Source organism: Tabrizicola sp., from assembly GCF_034366665.1.
Lineage (GTDB): Bacteria > Pseudomonadota > Alphaproteobacteria > Rhodobacterales > Rhodobacteraceae > Tabrizicola.
Genome location: NZ_JAXMMF010000055.1, coordinates 47,965 through 63,813, shown reverse-complemented (window position 1 = coordinate 63,813; position 15,849 = coordinate 47,965). Strand labels below are relative to the sequence as shown.

Genomic DNA, 15,849 nt, shown 5'->3' with positions numbered 1-15,849 from the left:
ACTACCCCCTGACGTTGGCGTCGGGCAGGATTGCCGCCCGGGCGGCGTCGAAGGACATGAAGGCCTTCGAACCCTTGTCCGGCACCGTGGCCGAGCCGTCATTGCGGATCTCGGCCGTCAGGTGGGCACCGCTGTCGCTGGTCGCGTGGACGGTGATGAAGTTGCCCTCGAACGACACATCGGTGATCGTGACGGGGACCGAGTTTTCGGCCGCCGCCGTGGCCGAGATCAGCGTGTGTTCAGGGCGGACGTACAGCTTGCCGTCGCGGCCGCCAAGGTCGCCCAGCCGGGCGCGGAACTGGCCGTGCGGCGTGGTGAAGCTGGCCATGCCGCCCGAGGCCTGCTGCACCTCGCCCTTGAAGATGTTGTTTTCGCCGACGAAACTGGCGACGAAGCCGTTGACCGGGTTGTTGTAGATCTCGCGCGGGTCGGCGATCTGCTGGATGCGGCCCTGGCTCATCACGCCGACGCGGTCCGACATCGCCAGCGCCTCGCCCTGGTCATGGGTGATGTAGATGAAGGTGACGCCGGTGCGCTGCTGAATGGCGCGCAGTTCAGCCCGCATGTGCTGGCGAAGTTTCAGGTCAAGCGCCGACAGGGGTTCGTCCAGCAGCATGACCTGCGGTTCCACCGCCAGCGCGCGGGCAATGGCGACGCGCTGCTTCTGGCCACCCGACAGCTGGCTGACCATCTTGTCGGCGGCACCGGGAAGGTCGACCAGCTGCAACAGCTCTTCTGCCTTCTTGCGGCGGGTGGCCTTGTCAACACCGCGCACTTCCAGGCCGAAACTGATGTTCTCCCAGATCGGCATCAGCGGAAACAGCGCGAGGTTCTGGAAGATCAGCGCGGTCGGGCGCTGGTTGGGGCGCTTGCCCCGCACGTCCTCGCCCCCGATGCGGATTACGCCCTCGGTCGGCTCGATGAAGCCCGAGACCATGCGCAGGATCGTGGTCTTGCCGCAGCCCGACGGCCCCAGGAACGAGAAGAACTCGCCCGGCTTTATTGATACGTTCGCATTGTCGACGGCCCGGAAGGTGCCGAAATCGCAGCAGACGTTTTCCAGATCAATTCCCGCGCTCATGGTGTGCGAGGTCCCCCTGAAGTTCATTATTTTCGTTGCAGGCTAGCAGGCAGCCCGGCCCCCGCAATGGGTATCGCCAGATTTCATCCGACATTCGGTCCAGACCGACGCCGCACTGCCCAAAAAAGTCACGCCGAGCCCTTTCGGACCCGGCGTGTCTGTCACGTGGTCAAAGGCCCGCGATCAGGCCGCCTTGTACTTGTCGGCGTATTCGGCGCGCTTGGCCAGGAACTCGGCCGACTGGTCGGGCCACCACCACAGCTTGGACAGCGCCTCGTCGTTGAAGGTGCCGCTGTAATAGGCGGCGACTTCCGGGTCGAGGAGATCGGCCGCACCCTTGCCCACCGGGTTCGACGAGAAGGCCGAAGCCCAGCCCGCAGCGCCTTCGGCGGTGGAGACGTACTTCACGAACTCATGCGCCTGTTCGACGTTGGCGGCGTTCTTCATCAGCACGAAGCCCTGGTGCCAGGCGAAGGCGCCCTCGGCCGGGGACAGGTAGGCATAGCCGTCATTGCGCAGGTTGTAGCCGGTCGAATCCCAGCACAGGCCCACGGTCGCGCCGTTCGCGGTGAAGCCGGCGTTGGCCTCGTTCTCGCCCGACCACCACTGGACAACGTTGCCCTTGGCCTTGATCGCCTCGGCCAGCGCGATGTCCCACAGCTCGGTCATGGCGGCCATGTCGGAGTAGCCGTCCATCCACGGACGCGGCAGCTTGCCCGTCGCATCCAGCCAGCGGCCCATCGCCGCCAGGGTCGAGTGCGGACGCAGCACGGACGAGTTTTCCGGGCTGAAAAGATCGCCCAGCGACGGCGGCGAGGACAGCTTGGCCTCGGCCTCGTTCACGACCAGCGCTTCGGTGCCCCAGTTCGAGGGCACATACATCAGCGCGTCGCCGGCACGCGAACGCTCACCGGCCGATCCGTCGGCCAGACCGGGCAGGTAGTTGTCCATCGCCAGCTTTGCCGGGTCCCATGCACCAAGCAGGCCGTTCGAGTTCCAGCCGCCCCAACGGTCGATGGTCGGTTCCAGAACGTCGACGCCACCGGCTTCCAGCGCGACCTTGCCTTCGGCAAACATCGTGTCCTGGTCGGGCAGTTCCTTGAAGTTCACCTTGATCCCGGTCGCGGCTTCGAACGCCGGGAACACCTTTTCGGCCAGCGCCGGATAACCGGCCCAGCCGATGAAGTTGACTTCGCCCGACGAGGCCAAGGCCTTGGACGAGATGATCGCCGGAGCGGCGAGAATGCCAGCGCCTGCGGCGGAACCCTGCAGGAACCGGCGGCGGCTGAAGGCGGAGGTGGAGTGTTTCACGGATAGTCTCCCTGGTTGATGGCAGAGGCGCGGGCTGTCCCCGAGTTTTCTGGTTCTTGCGGACGCGCGCTGCCAGCCTGAATGCAGCCCCGATGTAACAGGACCTTGTCAGACTGGAAGGAACGCCCCCGGCGGGCGAAGCTTACTCTGCCAGCCGGTGGGCCTGTCAACGATGCAATGCGTGCATACAACCGAAGGTGAGCGTGAAGCCGCATCCTGCCGCCTTTTCCGGCGCCCAACAGCTGCGCGGCCCGCGGTCAGGCCGAATCAGCTGCGGTCTGGCCGCCCACATCGGCCTGCGCGACGGCCACAGATTTCAGGACCGCATGGATCGCCAGCCCCGGCTTCAGGTCCAGCGCCACGGCCGAGCGGCGCGTGACCCGGGCCAAGAGATACTCGCCGCCAAGGTCCAGCCGCACCAGCACCCCCGGCCCCTGCCCGTCGTGCAACGCCGCGACAGTGGCGGGCAGGATGTTCAGCGCCGACAGTCCCTCGGGCCGGGTCCGTGACAGGATCACATCCTGCGCCGCGATCCGCACCCGCAGCGAACGGCCGACCGCGCCCGCGACAAGCGGCAGCCAAAGTGGCCCGGCCACCGTCTGCAACCGGGTCAGCCCGTCGCCTTCCTGCGCGGCGATCCGGGCGGTCAGCACCGCACCTGCGTCGCGCAGACCCAGAAGCGTGGCCGTGCCGGGGTCCCACAGGATCTGGGCCGCCGGCCCAGCCGCCGCAATCCGCCCGGCCTCGACCAGAACGATGGTGGTGGCAAGCCGCGCCACCTCGGGGACCGAGTGGCTGACATACAGGATCGGCAGGCCGGTCTCGTCCCGCAGCGCCTCGATATAGGGCAGGATCTCGGCCTTTCGCGCCTCGTCCAGCGCGGCCAGAGGTTCGTCCATCAGCAACAGCCGGGGGCGGGACAGCAGCGCCCGCCCGATCGCGACGCGCTGCCGCTCGCCCCCCGACAGGGTGCCGGGGCGACGGTCCAGAAGGCCGCCGATGTCCAGAAGGGCCACGATCCGGTCCAGCCCCTCGGGCTTTTGCCGCCGGACGCGGGGGCCGTAGGTCAAGTTCTCCATGACCGTCAGGTGCGGGAAAAGTCGTGCGTCCTGAAAGACATAGCCGAACTGCCGCTGGTGCGGGGCCAGATCGTGCAGCGCCACCCCATCCAGCACGATCCGCGCGTGATCGGGCCGCAGAAGGCCCGCCACAGCATTGACAATGCTGGTCTTGCCCGACCCCGACCGCCCGAAAAGGCAGGTCAGCCCCCCCGGCAGGGTCAGGTCGACCTCCAGCCGGAAGTCGGGAAAGCCATGCGCAAGGCGGATCTCCAGCGTCATCGCCCGGCGATCCTGCGGGCCACCCGGCGCGAGAGCCACTCGGACAGCGCCAGCGCCAGCATCGCGACGGCGACCGAGATCAGGACCAGTTGCAGCGCCGCACTGTCGCCGCCCGGCACCTGCAGGAAGCTGTAGATCGCCGTGGGCAGGGTCTGCGTCTCGCCCGGGATATTGGCGACGAAGGTGATCGTCGCGCCGAATTCGCCCATCGCCTTGGCGAAAGCCAGCACCGCCCCCGCAATGACGCCGGGCAGGATCAGTGGCAGCGTCACGGTGGCAAAGACCACGGGGCGCGAGGCACCAAGGGTCGCCGCAGCCTCTTCCAGTTTGGGGTCCACCGCCTCGATCGCCAGCCGGATCGCCCGGACCAGAAGCGGGAAGGCCATCACTCCGGCGGCCAGAGCGGCCCCGGTCCAGCGAAAGGCGAAGGTGACGCCGAACCAGTCCCACAAAGCCGCGCCTACCCAGCCCTGCCGCCCGAAGGTCAGAAGAAGCAGGTATCCGGTCACCACCGGCGGCAGGATCAGTGGCAAGTGAACCAGCCCGTTCAACAGCCCATGCCCCGGAAAGCGCCAGCGGGCCAGCGCATAGGCAACCAGCACGCCCAGGGGGAGGCTGACCAGCACCGCCACCAGCGATACGCGCATGGACAGGGCCAGCGCCGTCGCCGCCTCTGGGGGAAGCCAGTCAGTCATGTGTCGAGGCTGCCATGCCGGGCGGCCTTACGGCAAGGCCAGGAAGCCGTTGGCCTGGAAGACCTCTTGCGCGGCGGGGCCGGAAAGGTGGTCAAGAAAGGCCATGGCATCAGGTCCCGCCTCGACCGTCAGCGCCGCGGGAAAGACGATGGGCTGGTGGCTGTCCTCGGGGAAGGTGCCGATCACGGTCACGCCCGGCTCGGCCACCGCGTCCGAGGCGTAAACGATCCCGAGCGGTGCCTCACCCAAGGCAACCAGGTGCAGGGCGGTGCGGACGTTTTCGGACTGCACGACGCTGGGTTCCACAGCGGCCCAAAGGCCCAGGGTCGTCAGCGCCTCCTTGCCGTATTGCCCAGCCGGAACGGCATCGACCAGCGCCATCGCCAGCTTGCCGCCTTGCAACAGGCCCGGAAGGTCGAGACTGGCATCAACGGTCACAGGGGGCGCGTCGCCATGTGCCACCAGGACCAGTCTGTTGCCCAGCAGGTCGCGGCGCGTCTCGGGCCGGATCAGCGTCTTGTCCTGCAGATCGTCCATCCAGGCCTTCGAGGCGGACAGAAAGATGTCGGCCGGTGCGCCCTCGGCGATCTGGCGGGCCAGCGCGGGGGTGCCGCCGTAGGACAGGGTGACCCTGGTGCCGGTCTGCGCGCTCCAGTCCTGCGCGATCTGGTCCAGCGCCGTCTTCAGGCTGGCGGCGGCAAAGACAGTGACGTCTGCCAGCGCGGTCTGGGCCGACAGGACCAGGGCCAGGATGGGAAGGGCAAGGCGCATGGGTCCTCCGATATGTCTGGCGGAACATATGGACGGGTCCGAATCCGGGCAAGCGTTATTTCCCGTCGGACATATCCAGAAGGGCGACGAGGCGCGTGACTTGCGGCGCAGCAGCGGCCTCGACTGCATCCAGCATCGCCCGATAGGCGGCAAGGACCTCCTGCCCCTCCGCGGTCAGGGTTGCCCCGCCACCCCCTGCCCCGCCCCGCGCCGAAACCACCAGCGGCGCGCGGAAGGCGGCGTTCATCTCCTCGACCAGGGCCCAGGCGCGCTTGTAGCTCATCCCCATCGCGCGGCCGGCAGCGGCGATGGACCCGGTTTCGGCGATCCGCGCCAAAAGTTCGCCCTTCCCCGGCCCGAAGACCAACCGGTCGCCGAAGAGAAGCCGCAGACGCAAGGTGACAGGGTCGGACATGGATGCAGCATCGCGGCGCGAGGCGGTCGTGGCAAGCTGTCGCGCAAGATTCCGATTGATTTTCCGTTCCGAAATGTTTCGGATACGCCCCAAAGGGGTTTGACCAATGGCGACGCTGAAAGACATCGCGCGTGCGCTGGATCTGTCCATCACCCAGGTCAGCCGGGCACTGAACGACCATTCCGACGTGAACGAGGAGACGCGCCTGCGCGTCAAGGCCACGGCGCGGGCGATGAACTATCACCCCAACGCCTCGGCCCGGAAGCTGGTGTCGGGGCGGTCGGGGATGGTGGGGCTGGTGGTCCCGCAGTACCGCAACATCGGCCAGGACCGCATCTTCATGGAGGTGGTGGCGGGCCTGTCCACCCAGTTTTCCGGGCGCGGCATGCAGTTCGTGCTGCACATGATGGCCGAGCAGGAGAACGCGCTGCCAGTCTACCAGAAGCTGATCGGCACTGCGATGCTGGACGGGTTTGTGCTGATCGACCCGATGGAGCAGGACCCCCGCATCGACTTTCTGCGCAAGGCCGGCATCTGTTTCGTGGTGCATGGTCGCAGCGGAAAGGTGATCGACTATCCCTATTTTGACATTGAAAATGAACAGCTTGCCTATGACCTGACCGCCCACCTTGTCCGGCGCGGCCACCGACGGATCGCGTTTCTGAACGGGATTGCCGACCGATCCTATGTCACCGTGCGCGAACAGGGCTACATCCGGGCGTTGCGCGACGGGGGGGCCGAGATCCTGCCGCACCTGCACCTGCATGGCGTCATGGACGAAGCGCACGGGCTGACCGACACGATCCGCCTCTTTTCGGGCGACGCGCCACGCCCCACCGCCATCGTCTGCGGCAACGTCCGTCTGGCGCGCGGAGTCTACCAGGGTTTGGAGGCGCTGGGGCTGTCGGTGCCCGGTGATGTCTCGTCGTGGCGCATGATGACGAGCTTCCGGCGCTGCGGGCCTCGGCCTTCTTCCCGTCGCTGACGGTGACGAAATCCCCGCTGCGCGACAGCTGGGAACCCTTGGCCGACTGCCTTGCAGGGGCCATCGAGGGCAAGCCACTTGGAACGCTCCAACGGCTGGGCAGCTACAGCTTCATCGAGCGCAACTCGGTCGCCACCGTCTGACACCCGGGACGCATACACGAATCGTTGACCGAAAGCGCTTTGGAGACTATGTTTTCCGAAACGTTTCGGGAGGACCGGGCGTTTTGCTATGAGAAAATGGCACGCCACACCGGCGGCCTTCTGGGAGGAAACCAAATGACCATCATGAAAGGCCGCGCACTTCGCGCGACCGCTACCGCCGCCATGCTTGCGGTCTTCGGCGCTCCGCTTGCGGCGGAAGAGCTGTTCTACGTCTCGGGCGCGGTCGGCAATGCCGTGGAAAACTTCAAGACCCTGGTCAAGCCGTGGGAAGAAGCGACCGGCAACACCGTGACCCTGGTGCCGATGCCCGCCTCGACCACCGACCAGTTCGGCCAGTACCGCCTGTGGCTTGCCGCCGGTGCCGCCGACATCGACCTGTACCAGACCGACGTGATCTGGGCCCCACAGCTGGCCGACCACTTCGTCGACCTGACCGAGGCGGCGAAGGACCTGGCGCCCACCCACTTCCCGTCCATCATCCAGTCGCAGACCGTGAACGGCAAGCTCGTGGCCCTGCCGATCTTCACCGACGCGCCGGCGCTGTATTACCGCAAGGACCTCTTGGACAAGTACGGCAAGTCCCCGCCGAAGACCTGGGCCGAACTGGCCGAGACCGCCAAGATGATCCAGGACGCCGAGCGTGCCGAAGGCAAGGCCGACCTCTGGGGCTTCGTCTGGCAGGGCAACGCCTATGAAGGCCTGACCTGCAACGCGCTGGAGTGGGTGAAGTCCTTCGGCGGCGGCCAGATCGTCGAGCCGGATGGCACGATCAGCGTCAACAACGAAAACGCCGTGGCGGCGCTGGAGGCTGCGAAGTCCTGGGTCGGCACGATCTCTCCGGATGGCGTCCTGGCCTATCAGGAAGAGGAAGCCCGTGGCGTCTGGCAGACCGGCAACGCCGTCTTCATGCGCAACTGGCCCTATGCCTACGGCCTGGGCAACGGTGACGACTCGGCGGTCAAGGGCCTCTTCGGCGTGACCACCCTGCCCGTGGGCAAGGAAGGCGACACCTCGGCGGCAACGCTGGGTGGCTGGAACGTTGCTGTCTCCAAGTACTCGACCAAGCAGGAAGCGGCGATCAGCCTCGCGCTCTACCTTGCTGGCCCCGAGGCGCAGAAGCAGCGTGCCATCGCGGAATCGAACCTGCCGACGATCGTCGCCCTGTATGACGACGCCGACATCGCCGCCGCGCAGCCGATCATCCCGCAGTGGAAGGACGTGTTCCTGAACGCCGTTCCGCGCCCGTCGGCCCCGACGCTGGGCAAGTACAACGAGGTTTCGGCCAAGTTCTGGTCGGCCGTCCACAGCACCCTCTCGGGTGAAGGCACGGCGGCCGAGAACCTGGAACTTCTCGAAGTCGACCTGACGGACCTCAAGGGGTCGGGCTGGTAAGTCCTCCCGGACCTGACTGACCCCAGGGCGGGCGGCTTTCCACGGCAAGCCGCCCGCCTTTTGCGAACCGGGTCTCGGAGGGGGACACGGACAAGGGGAGGGAAATCATGGCAACACATGACGGGGGGCTCAGCCTCTCGCAGCAACGGCAACGCGCGGCCTTCTGGTTTCTGGCGCCGATGCTTGCGGCACTGTTCTTCGTGGCCGCCTGGCCGCTTTTGCGCACGATCTGGTTTTCGCTGACCAACACGCTTCTGTCCGACCTGTACGGCGGTGAGTTCATCGGGTTCGACAACTACCTGTCGGTCCGCGTGCTGGAGTCGGGCCGCTGGATCTGGCGCGGCACCCTGGTCGATCCGGCCTGGTGGAACGCGGTCTGGAACACAGTGCGCTTCGCCTTCGTCTCGGTGTTCTTTGAGACCGTGCTGGGCCTGATCGTCGCCCTTGTCCTGAACGCCGAATTCAAGGGCCGCGGCTTTGTGCGCGCGGCCATCCTGATCCCCTGGGCCATCCCCACCATCGTCAGCGCAAAGATGTGGGCCTGGATGCTGAATGACCAGTTCGGGATCATCAACGACATCCTCTTGAACCTCGGGCTTATCGACCAGAAGATCGCCTGGACCGCCTCGGTCGACACCGCGATGTATGCCGTCCTCATGGTCGACATCTGGAAGACCACGCCCTTCATGGCGCTGCTGATCCTTGCGGGCCTGCAGATGGTCCCGCGTGATATCTATGAGGCGGCAAAGCTGGACGGCGTCAACCCGGTCAAGGTGTTCTTCAAGATCACCCTGCCGCTGATCCGCCCGGCCCTGGCCGTCGCGATCATCTTCCGGATGCTCGACGCGCTGCGGATCTTCGACCTCGTCTATGTGCTGACGCCCAATTCGGCGGCCACCAAGACAATGTCGGTCATCAGCCGCGAGAACATGATCGACTTCGACAAGTTCGCCTATGGCGCGGCGCAGTCGACACTTCTCTTCGCGATCATCGCCATCTTCGTCAGCCTCTACATCTGGCTGGGCAAGGTCGACCTGTCCGGGGAGGGCCAGAAATGACCGCGCAGAAAATCCTGACCAACATCGCCTTCTACGCGCTTGTCGTGGTGATCGTCGTCTTCTCGGTCTTCCCGTTCTACTACGCGATCGTGACGTCCTTCTCGACGGGAACTGAGCTGTTCAAGGTCAACTACTGGCCGAAGGCGTTCGACTGGGGCAACTACGAATCCGTGCTGGGGGGCCGCAACTTCGTGCGATCCATCTGGAACTCGGTCTTCATCGCGACCACGACCGTCGTCTTCGCGTTGTTCCTGGCCGTCACCGCCTCTTACGCCCTGGCGCGGGTGCGGTTCCGGGGCCGCGGCCTTCTCCTGATGATGATCCTCGCGGTGTCGATGTTCCCGCAGATCGCCGTCCTTGCCGGCCTGTTCGAGCTTGTCCGCTTCCTAGGCATCTTCAACACGCCCTACGCGATGATCATGTCCTACGTGATCTTCACCCTGCCCTTCACGGTCTGGGTCCTTACGACTTTCATGCGTGACCTGCCGGTCGAGATCGAGGAGGCCGCCATCGTCGACGGCGCAACCCCCTGGATCATCATCACCAAGGTATTCCTGCCGCTTCTCTGGCCCGCTTTGGTGACGACCGGCCTTCTGGCCTTCATCGGCGCCTGGAACGAATTCCTGTTCGCCCTGACCTTCACTTCGTCCGAAACCACCCGGACGGTGCCAGTGGCGATCGGCCTTCTCTCCGGCGCAAGCCAGCAGGAAATCCCCTGGGGTCCGATCATGGCGGCAAGTGTCATCGTGACCGTCCCGCTGATCATCCTCGTCCTCATTTTCCAACGCAAGATCGTCGCGGGGCTTACCGCGGGCGGCGTGAAGGGCTGACATCATGGCAAAGATCGAACTGAAGAACGTCACCAAGTCCTACGGCGCCGTGCAGGTGATCAAGGGCATCGACCTGACCATCGAGAAGGGCGAATTCATGGTCTTCGTCGGGCCTTCGGGCTGCGGCAAGTCCACGCTTTTGCGCCTGATCTCGGGGCTGGAGGAGATCACCACGGGCGACATGCTGTTTGACGGCGAAAAGGTGAACAACCTGATCCCGTCCAAGCGCGGCATCGCGATGGTGTTCCAAAGCTACGCGCTTTATCCGCACATGAAGGTCTACGACAACATGGCCTTCGGGATGAAGCTGGACAAGACGACCGACGCCGAGATCCGGAAGCGGGTGGAGTCGGCGGCCAAGCTTCTGCAGATCGACCACCTTCTCGACCGCCTGCCAAAGCAGCTTTCGGGCGGTCAGCGCCAGCGCGTCGCCATCGGCCGCGCCATCGTCCGCGACCCGCGCGTGTTCCTGTTCGACGAACCCCTGTCGAACCTCGACGCCGCCCTGCGCGTCCAGACCCGGCTTGAGATCGCGAAGCTCCACCACTCCATGTCCAACGTCACGATGATCTACGTGACCCACGACCAGGTGGAAGCGATGACCCTGGCCGACCGGATCGCCGTGTTGCGGGACGGCAAGCTGGAACAGGCGGGCTCCCCGGCGGAACTGTATGAACACCCGAACTCGCTGTTCGTGGCTGGCTTCATCGGCAGCCCGAAGATGAACTTCCTGACCGGCAAGTTCGCCGAGGCCGAGGGCTGCACCACCCTTGGCGCGCGGTCCGAACACATCGACGTAGTGGACAATGGCCCCTGGAAGGGCGAGGTTCTGCACGTCGAAGACCTCGGCTCCGACCACTTCCTCTTTGTCGAGATCGGCAGCGACGAACCCGTCATCGTCCGCCGCCCCGGCAAGGCCGACATCGCGGTCGGCGCGAAAGTGTCGCTCGCGCCCAAGGCCGCCCACCTTTACCGCTTCGACGCCGACGGCAAGCCCGTCCGCTGACCCCTATCCCGCGCGCCTGGGGCCGCCTCGGGCGCGCATCAATGCAAGGAGACTACCCATGACCATCCGCGTCACCGTGTGGGGCGAGAACGTCCATGAACAGAAAAACAAGGTCGTGGCCGAGGTCTACCCCAAGACCATGCACGGCACGATTGCCGAGTTCCTGAACAAGGAAGACGGGATCACCGCCTCGACCGTCACGCTGCAGGACAAAGAGCATGGCATGACCGAAGCCAGGCTCAAGGAAACCGACGTCCTGATCTGGTGGGGCCATGCCGCCCACGGCGACGTGGATGACAAGATCGTCGAACGCGTGGCCGAGGCCGTCTGGTCCGGCATGGGCGTGATCTTCCTGCACTCCGCCCATTTCTCGAAACCCTTCAAACGCCTGATGGGCGCGCCCTGCAACCTCTCGTGGCGTGAGGCCGGTGAGCGTGAGCGCCTCTGGGTCACCTCCCGCCAGCACCCCATCGCACGCGGCATCCCGGACCATTTCGAGATCGAATACGAAGAGATGTATGGCGAGCCCTTCGGCGTGCCGGAACCTCTGGAAACCGTCTTCGTCAGCTGGTTCCAGGGCGGCGAGGTGTTCCGCTCGGGCCTCACTTACCGGCGCGGCGCGGGGAACATCTTCTACTTCCGCCCGGGGCATGAAACCTACCCGACCTACCACCAGCCGATGGTGCAGAAGGTGATCTGCAACGGCGTCCGTTGGGCCTTCAACCCCGAAGCACGGATCGCGAAGCCCACCGATGCCCCGAACACCCCTGTCGGCAAGACGCTGGAACCGCTGGAGGAACGCGGCCCCCGCCTCCACCACGACGGCGAAGAGGGCTACCGCTGATGCAACCCGTCCGCATCCTGATCCTTGGCACCGGCGGCATGGCGCGGAACCATGCCGAGGCCTTTGCTGCCATCCCCGGCGTCACCCTTGTCGCCGGGATCGACACCCGTGCCGAACAGCTCGCCGCCTTCCAGAAGGCACACAACATCCCGCACGGCTTTGCCTCGGTCCAAGAGGCCATCGCCTGGGGCGAATTCGATGCCGTGACCAACGTCACCCCCGACGCGGCCCACTACGCGACCACCCTGCCCTTCCTCGCGGCAGGCAAGCATGTCCTTTGCGAAAAGCCCCTGGCCACCAACGCCAAGGACGCCCAGGAGATGACTGCCGCCGCCGCACAGGCGGGCGTGGTGAACATGGTCAACCTCAGTTACCGCAACGTGCCCGCCCTGCAGCACGCAGCGCAAATGGTCCGTGACGGCGCCATCGGCACGATCCGGCATTTCGAGGCCTCGTACCTGCAAAGCTGGCTGACCCAGCCCGCCTGGGGCCATTGGGACAAGGAGCCGCAATGGCTGTGGCGCTTGTCCACGAAGCATGGGTCCAAGGGCGTCCTGGGCGATGTCGGCATCCACATCCTGGACTTCGCGACCTTCATCGCCGGGATGGACGCGACACAGGTGTCGTGCCTCCTCCAGACTTTCGACAAGGCACCTGGCGGCCAGATCGGCGAGTATGTACTGGACGCCAACGACAGCGCCACGATGCAGGTGCGGCTGGCCAACGGCGCGCTTGGCACAGTGGCCGCGACGCGCTTTGCCACCGGCCACCTGAACGACCTGCGGCTGCGGCTTTACGGCCAGACCGGGGGGCTTGAGGTGACGTTCGAGAAAGCCGTCAGCCACCTGCGCGCCTGCCTCGGCGAGGACATCCACACCGGCACCTGGCGCGATGTGGAGTGCCCCGCGGTTCCGACGATCTACCAGCGTTTCATTGCAGCCATCCGCGGCGAAAGCCCCGCCGACCCCGATTTTGCCCGCGGGGCCGCGCTGCAACGGCTGCTGGACCGCGCGGTGGACTCGGCCGATCAGGACGGCAAACTGCTGGCGGTCTGACCGCCCGCTCTTCGATGCCCTTCGGGCACTCATCGCTGAGGTCCCCCTCCGAGGAGTGTCCGAAGGACATCGACGAGGTGTTCCCTAGCGGATGTAACGGCGGTACTGCAGGTCGCCATTCGCGCTGAAGGTGTATTCGGTCATGTTGCGTCCGTCGGGCATCCGCTCCACCTCGACCGAGACTGCCTTCGTCACACCGATCCGTGGGCTGGGACCTCCGGCACAGGTCGTCCGGAACTTCTGAAACGTGTTGCCACGGCGCTTGTAGGGCTTGCCGACATAGCTCAGCGCTCCGACCTGGCCCGAGGCGCAATCTTCCCGCAGGAACGACACCAGTTCATCCGGCGTATAGCCGTCAACAAGCATCACGCCCTCGACGGTCTCGGTCTTCGCCTCGATGACATAGCCCGCGAACTTCTTGTCCTGCGCTGCGGCCTGCCCGGCAAGGAAAAGAAACGCTGCGGTTGCGGCAAGGGTCGTGGAATTCATCGGTGGCCTCCGGTGATCGCGTTGAAGCGACCGGTTGCCCGATCGGTTTGGCCGAATTGTGGCTGCCGCCGCGCCTACCCCGCGATCAGCGCCTTGACCCGAGCCGTGAAATCCTCGCCGCGCTTCTCGAAGTTCGGATACTGGTCGAAACTTGCCGCCGCGGGGGCAAGGAGCACGACGTCTCCCGCCTGAGCTTCCTCGGCCGCCCGCGCCACCGCGCGCTCCATCGTCTCGCAGATCTCGTGCGGGGTGTCGCCAATCTGCAGCGCGAAGTCGCGGGCGGAATGGCCGATCAGGTAGGCCTTCACCACCGACCCCAGCACCGGTTTCAGCGCCACGATCCCGCCGTCCTTGCCCATCCCCCCGGCGATCCAGCGGATCTTCGGGAAGGCCTGCAGCGCCTTGGCCGCCGAATCCACGTTGGTCGCCTTGCTGTCGTTCACGAACCGCACTCCGCCCCGCTCGCCCACCAACTGACTGCGGTGCGGCAGCCCGGCAAACGACTGCAGCGCCCCCTCGATCAGCTTCGGCGCCAGACCCAGCGACCGGCAGGCCGCATAGGCCGCGCAGGCGTTCTGGTGGTTGTGGGCGCCCGGCAACCCCTTCACCTCGCGCAGGTCGATCGAGGCAACCTGCCGCCCCTTGCGCCATTCCGCCAGAAACCCCTTGCGGGCAAAGACCGACCAGCCGAAGGCGTCCAGCTTCTGCCCCGAGGACACCCGGATCACCCGGTCATCCTGCGGCCCTTGCGCCAGCACATTGGCCAGAAACTGCCCTTCGACCTCATCCACGCCCACGACGGCCCGGTCCGGCCCACCCAGCGTGAAGAGCCGCGCCTTGGCCGCGAAATAGCCGCCCATCCCGCCATGCCGGTCCAGGTGGTCGGGCGAGAGGTTGGTGAAAACCGCCACATCCGGCGTCAGGGCGCGGGCAAGTTCGGTCTGGTAGGACGACAGCTCCAGCACCACCACCTCGCCATCGACGGGCGGGTCGATGGACAGGACCCCCTTGCCGATATTTCCCGCCATCTGCGTCGGCTTGCCTGCCACTTCCAGGATATGGTGGATCAGCGCCGTCGTCGTGGACTTGCCGTTCGACCCGGTCACCGCCACGATCTTTGGCGGGGTCTCCATCTCGGCCCACTCGTCTCCGGCAGCGCTTTGGAAGAAGAGGCCGATGTCGTTGTCGACCGGAATGCCCAGCTCCAGCGCGCGGGCGATGATCGGATTGGGCGTGGTGAACAGATGCGGGATGCCGGGGCTGGTCACCAGGCAGGTCACGCCCTCCAGCGCCATGTGACGGGTAAGGTCGCTCAAGGCGAACCCCTCGGCCTCGGCCTTGGCCCGCGCCTCCGGGCTGTCGTCCCACAAGAGCGGCTCCGCCCCCCCGGCGACCAGGGCCACTGCTGTCGCCAGCCCCGACCGACCCAGCCCCAGCACCGCCACCTTCTGCCCATTGTAACCCTTGACCGGGATCATGTGCCTGCCCTCCACTTCCCGGACAGGGATAGGGGAGGAACGCGCAAAGGGAAAGAGGACCCGCTTCAACTTGGCCCGACACCTGCTAGTCTGCACCCAGAAGAAGGAGCCGCCCCGTGCAGAACATGCCGGTCTTTCCCCAGGTCGAGACCCGCTTCGGCCGGATGTTCACCCTGCAGGGCAATACCGTCATTGGCCGGTCCCTGCGGGTCTATGGCGAGTTTGCGGGGAATGAGGTCGACAGCATCCTTGCCCTGACACGGCCCGGGGATCACGTGCTGGATCTTGGCGCGAACATCGGCTTTCACACCCTGGCCCTGGCCCGGACCGTCGGCCCGCAAGGCCACGTGACGGCGGTCGAGCCGCAGCGCTACTGCTTTCAGCTTCTGTGCGCCAATGTCACGCTGAACCAGATGGCGCAGGTCCATTGCCTGCGCGCCGCGGTGGGTGACCAGACGGGCACCTGCGCCGTGCCGGTGAACGACCCCGCCACGCTTCACAACGCCGGCGCGACCGAGGTCTCGCTGACCCCCGGCCCCGGCCAGACGGACGCAGTGCCTCTGATCACCGTGGACAGCCTGGACCTGCCGCGCTGCGACCTGATCAAGGTCGACACCGAGGGGTTCGAGGACCGCGTGGTCGAGGGCGGCCTTGGCACCCTGGCCTGGTTCCGGCCGGTGCTTTACATCGAGGTCCATGACCGTGCGAAGCTGCAGCGTCTGGTGGGACGGTTGAAACCTCTCGGCTACGGCCTGACACTGCACCACACCCGGTTTTTCCGTGCGACGAACCCGCAGGGCGAAAGCGTGCAGATCTTCTCGGCCGGCGCTGGCGGAAGTGCCCTGATCGCCCTGCCGCCGGGCCGGACCCTGCCTGAAGGCCTGCCGGGAGAGCTGCACTCCATCAGCTGAAGCGCGAGCGTAGGGTGGGCGATA

At 65.9% G+C, this 15,849-nt stretch carries 17 protein-coding genes; 9 read left to right on the top strand and 8 right to left on the bottom strand.

Features of this window, described 5'->3' with window-relative positions; all coding sequences use genetic code 11:
- Position 1 precedes the first annotated feature (1 nt).
- The 6 genes from U1E69_RS07435 to U1E69_RS07410 all read right to left on the bottom strand — a co-directional run bounded on the left by U1E69_RS07435 (position 2) and on the right by U1E69_RS07410 (position 5,613).
- Complete coding sequence (locus U1E69_RS07435; RefSeq protein WP_322243720.1) at positions 2–1,081, bottom strand: ABC transporter ATP-binding protein; 1,080 nt, start codon at positions 1,079–1,081, stop codon at positions 2–4.
- A gap of 183 nt (positions 1,082–1,264) precedes the next feature.
- Positions 1,265–2,392, bottom strand: a complete 1,128-nt coding sequence (locus U1E69_RS07430; protein ID WP_322243719.1) for an extracellular solute-binding protein — start codon at positions 2,390–2,392, stop codon at positions 1,265–1,267.
- A gap of 257 nt (positions 2,393–2,649) precedes the next feature.
- Positions 2,650–3,732, bottom strand: coding sequence for a molybdenum ABC transporter ATP-binding protein (modC, locus tag U1E69_RS07425; RefSeq protein ID WP_322243718.1), 1,083 nt, complete (start codon positions 3,730–3,732; stop codon positions 2,650–2,652).
- Positions 3,729–4,427, bottom strand: a complete 699-nt coding sequence (modB, locus tag U1E69_RS07420; RefSeq protein WP_322243717.1) for a molybdate ABC transporter permease subunit — start codon at positions 4,425–4,427, stop codon at positions 3,729–3,731. Before modB ends, modC begins: the two co-directional genes overlap by 4 nt.
- A gap of 27 nt (positions 4,428–4,454) precedes the next feature.
- Positions 4,455–5,198, bottom strand: coding sequence for a molybdate ABC transporter substrate-binding protein (gene modA, locus U1E69_RS07415; RefSeq protein ID WP_322243716.1), 744 nt, complete (start codon positions 5,196–5,198; stop codon positions 4,455–4,457).
- Positions 5,199–5,253: 55 nt separating this feature from the next.
- Positions 5,254–5,613: a winged helix-turn-helix domain-containing protein gene (locus tag U1E69_RS07410; protein ID WP_322243715.1), complete on the bottom strand. Its 360-nt coding sequence runs from the start codon at positions 5,611–5,613 to the stop codon at positions 5,254–5,256.
- Between the two features lie 106 nt (positions 5,614–5,719).
- On the opposite strand from U1E69_RS07410, the gene U1E69_RS07405 reads away from it, so the two are divergent.
- From U1E69_RS07405 to U1E69_RS07370, 8 genes are all read left to right on the top strand, one after another.
- The gene (locus U1E69_RS07405) at positions 5,720–6,598 is read left to right on the top strand and encodes a LacI family DNA-binding transcriptional regulator (RefSeq protein WP_322243714.1); all 879 of its coding nucleotides are present in this window, start codon (positions 5,720–5,722) and stop codon (positions 6,596–6,598) included.
- The gene (locus U1E69_RS07400; RefSeq protein WP_322243713.1) at positions 6,541–6,741 is read left to right on the top strand and encodes a hypothetical protein; all 201 of its coding nucleotides are present in this window, start codon (positions 6,541–6,543) and stop codon (positions 6,739–6,741) included. Before U1E69_RS07405 ends, U1E69_RS07400 begins: the two co-directional genes overlap by 58 nt.
- A gap of 135 nt (positions 6,742–6,876) precedes the next feature.
- The gene (locus tag U1E69_RS07395; protein ID WP_322243712.1) at positions 6,877–8,154 is read left to right on the top strand and encodes an ABC transporter substrate-binding protein; all 1,278 of its coding nucleotides are present in this window, start codon (positions 6,877–6,879) and stop codon (positions 8,152–8,154) included.
- A 107-nt stretch (positions 8,155–8,261) separates the two neighbouring features.
- The gene (locus U1E69_RS07390) at positions 8,262–9,212 is read left to right on the top strand and encodes a sugar ABC transporter permease (protein ID WP_322243711.1); all 951 of its coding nucleotides are present in this window, start codon (positions 8,262–8,264) and stop codon (positions 9,210–9,212) included.
- Positions 9,209–10,042, top strand: coding sequence for a carbohydrate ABC transporter permease (locus tag U1E69_RS07385; protein ID WP_322243710.1), 834 nt, complete (start codon positions 9,209–9,211; stop codon positions 10,040–10,042). The genes U1E69_RS07390 and U1E69_RS07385 overlap by 4 nt, the downstream gene beginning before the upstream one ends.
- A 4-nt stretch (positions 10,043–10,046) precedes the next feature.
- A complete protein-coding gene (locus U1E69_RS07380) occupies positions 10,047–11,048 on the top strand; it encodes an ABC transporter ATP-binding protein (RefSeq protein ID WP_322243709.1) in 1,002 nt (333 codons plus the stop codon).
- A 58-nt stretch (positions 11,049–11,106) separates the two neighbouring features.
- Positions 11,107–11,892: a ThuA domain-containing protein gene (locus U1E69_RS07375; RefSeq protein WP_322243708.1), complete on the top strand. Its 786-nt coding sequence runs from the start codon at positions 11,107–11,109 to the stop codon at positions 11,890–11,892.
- Positions 11,892–12,947 carry a Gfo/Idh/MocA family oxidoreductase gene (locus U1E69_RS07370; RefSeq protein WP_322243707.1) on the top strand — a complete coding sequence of 352 codons (1,056 nt, stop codon included), beginning with the start codon at positions 11,892–11,894 and terminating at the stop codon, positions 12,945–12,947. Before U1E69_RS07375 ends, U1E69_RS07370 begins: the two co-directional genes overlap by 1 nt.
- Before the next feature lie 84 nt (positions 12,948–13,031).
- On the opposite strand, the gene U1E69_RS07365 is transcribed toward U1E69_RS07370, so the two are convergent.
- Together U1E69_RS07365 and murD are read right to left on the bottom strand one after the other, a co-directional pair.
- On the bottom strand, positions 13,032–13,436 hold the full coding sequence (locus U1E69_RS07365; protein ID WP_322243706.1) for a hypothetical protein: 405 nt from the start codon (positions 13,434–13,436) through the stop codon (positions 13,032–13,034).
- Between the two features lie 74 nt (positions 13,437–13,510).
- Positions 13,511–14,914: a UDP-N-acetylmuramoyl-L-alanine--D-glutamate ligase gene (gene murD, locus U1E69_RS07360; RefSeq protein ID WP_322243705.1), complete on the bottom strand. Its 1,404-nt coding sequence runs from the start codon at positions 14,912–14,914 to the stop codon at positions 13,511–13,513.
- Positions 14,915–15,039: 125 nt separating this feature from the next.
- Here murD and U1E69_RS07355 point away from each other — a divergent pair, with 125 nt between their 5' ends.
- Positions 15,040–15,825 carry an FkbM family methyltransferase gene (locus U1E69_RS07355; RefSeq protein ID WP_322243748.1) on the top strand — a complete coding sequence of 262 codons (786 nt, stop codon included), beginning with the start codon at positions 15,040–15,042 and terminating at the stop codon, positions 15,823–15,825.
- The last annotated feature ends 24 nt before the right edge of the window (positions 15,826–15,849 follow it).